1 pseudogene is annotated in these 1,348 nt (G+C 66.8%); it reads left to right on the top strand.

The features are described 5' to 3' along the window. The first annotated feature begins 10 nt into the window (after nt 1-10). Nucleotides 11-1,302: pseudogene (locus AC0682_RS31490) on the top strand (IS256 family transposase). The last annotated feature ends 46 nt before the right edge of the window (nt 1,303-1,348 follow it).

Below are 1,348 nucleotides of genomic sequence, written 5' to 3'. Positions count from 1 at the left end.
AGATGCGCCGATGACCAGCGACAACGTGAACGAGGCCGAGTCCGTCGAGACGGTTGAGCCGAAACCGTCGAGGGCGGTAGACGACCAGCTGATCGACGAGTTGGTGGGCCGTGCCCAGGCCGAGGGCCTGCAGCTGACCGGCCAGGGCGGCCTGCTTCAGCAGTTGACCAAGCGGCTGCTGGAGTCCGCCCTGGAGGGCGAGATAACCGATCACCTCGGCTATGACAAGCACGATACGGCGGGGAAGAACGGCGGGAACAGCCGCAACGGCACCCGCGCGAAGACCGTCCTGACGGACGTCGGCCCGGTGGAGATAGTCGTGCCCCGGGACCGTGACGGCTCCTTCGAGCCGAAGATCGTGAAGAAGCGGCAGAAGCGCCTGTCCGGGGGGACGAGATGGTCATCTCGCTGTCCGCGAAGGGCCTGACCACCGGCGAGGTCCAAGCCCACCTGGCGGAGGTCTATGGCGCCGACGTCTCCCGTCAGACGATCCCGACGATCACCGACAAGGTCATGGACGGCATGGCCGAATGGCAGAACCGGCCCCTGGACCTGGTCTATCCGGTGGTCTTCACAGACGCGATCCACGTGAAGATCCGCGACGGCGCCGTCGCCAACCGGCCCATCTACGTGGCCCTGGCCGTCACCACCGAGGGCCGGCGGGACATCCTCGGCCTGTGGGCCGGCGACGGCGGCGAGGGCGCCAAGCACTGGATGCACATCCTCACCGAGATCAAGAACCGCGGCGTGAACGACGTCCTCATGCTCGTACGTGACGGGCTCAAGGGCCTGCCCGACGCCGTCGAGACCGTCTGGCCGCGAACGACCGTCCAGACCTGCGTGGTCCACCTGCTGCGGAACTCCTTCCGCTATGCCGCCCGGCAGGACTGGGACAAGATCGCGAAGGTCCTCAAGCCCGTCTACACGGCGGCGACCGAGGAGGCCGCACTGGAGCGGTTCGCCGAGTTCGCTGATGCCTGGGGCAAGAAGTACCCGGCGATCGTGAAGCTGTGGGAGAACGCCTGGGAGGAGTTCACCCCGTTCCTCCGCTTCGACACCGAGATCCGCCGCATCGTCTGCACCACCAACGCGATCGAGTCCGTCAACGCCAGGATCCGGCGGGCGGTCAAGGCCCGCGGCCACTTCCCCAACGAGCAGGCCGCGTTGAAGTGCGTCTACATGGCCATCATGTCGCTCGACCCCACCGGCAAGGGACAGGCCCGCTGGACCATGCGCTGGAAGACCGCCCTGAACGCCTTCGACATCACCTTCGACGGCCGCCTCTCCGCAGCCCAGCAGTAACCCTCAACCACCCCAGCTACACCGTTCGTTTGACAGACCCGCACCC

This window comes from Streptomyces sp. NPDC043746, from assembly GCF_056436485.1.
Note: the sequence above shows the minus strand (reverse complement) of the source record. Positions and strands in the feature narration are given on the sequence as shown.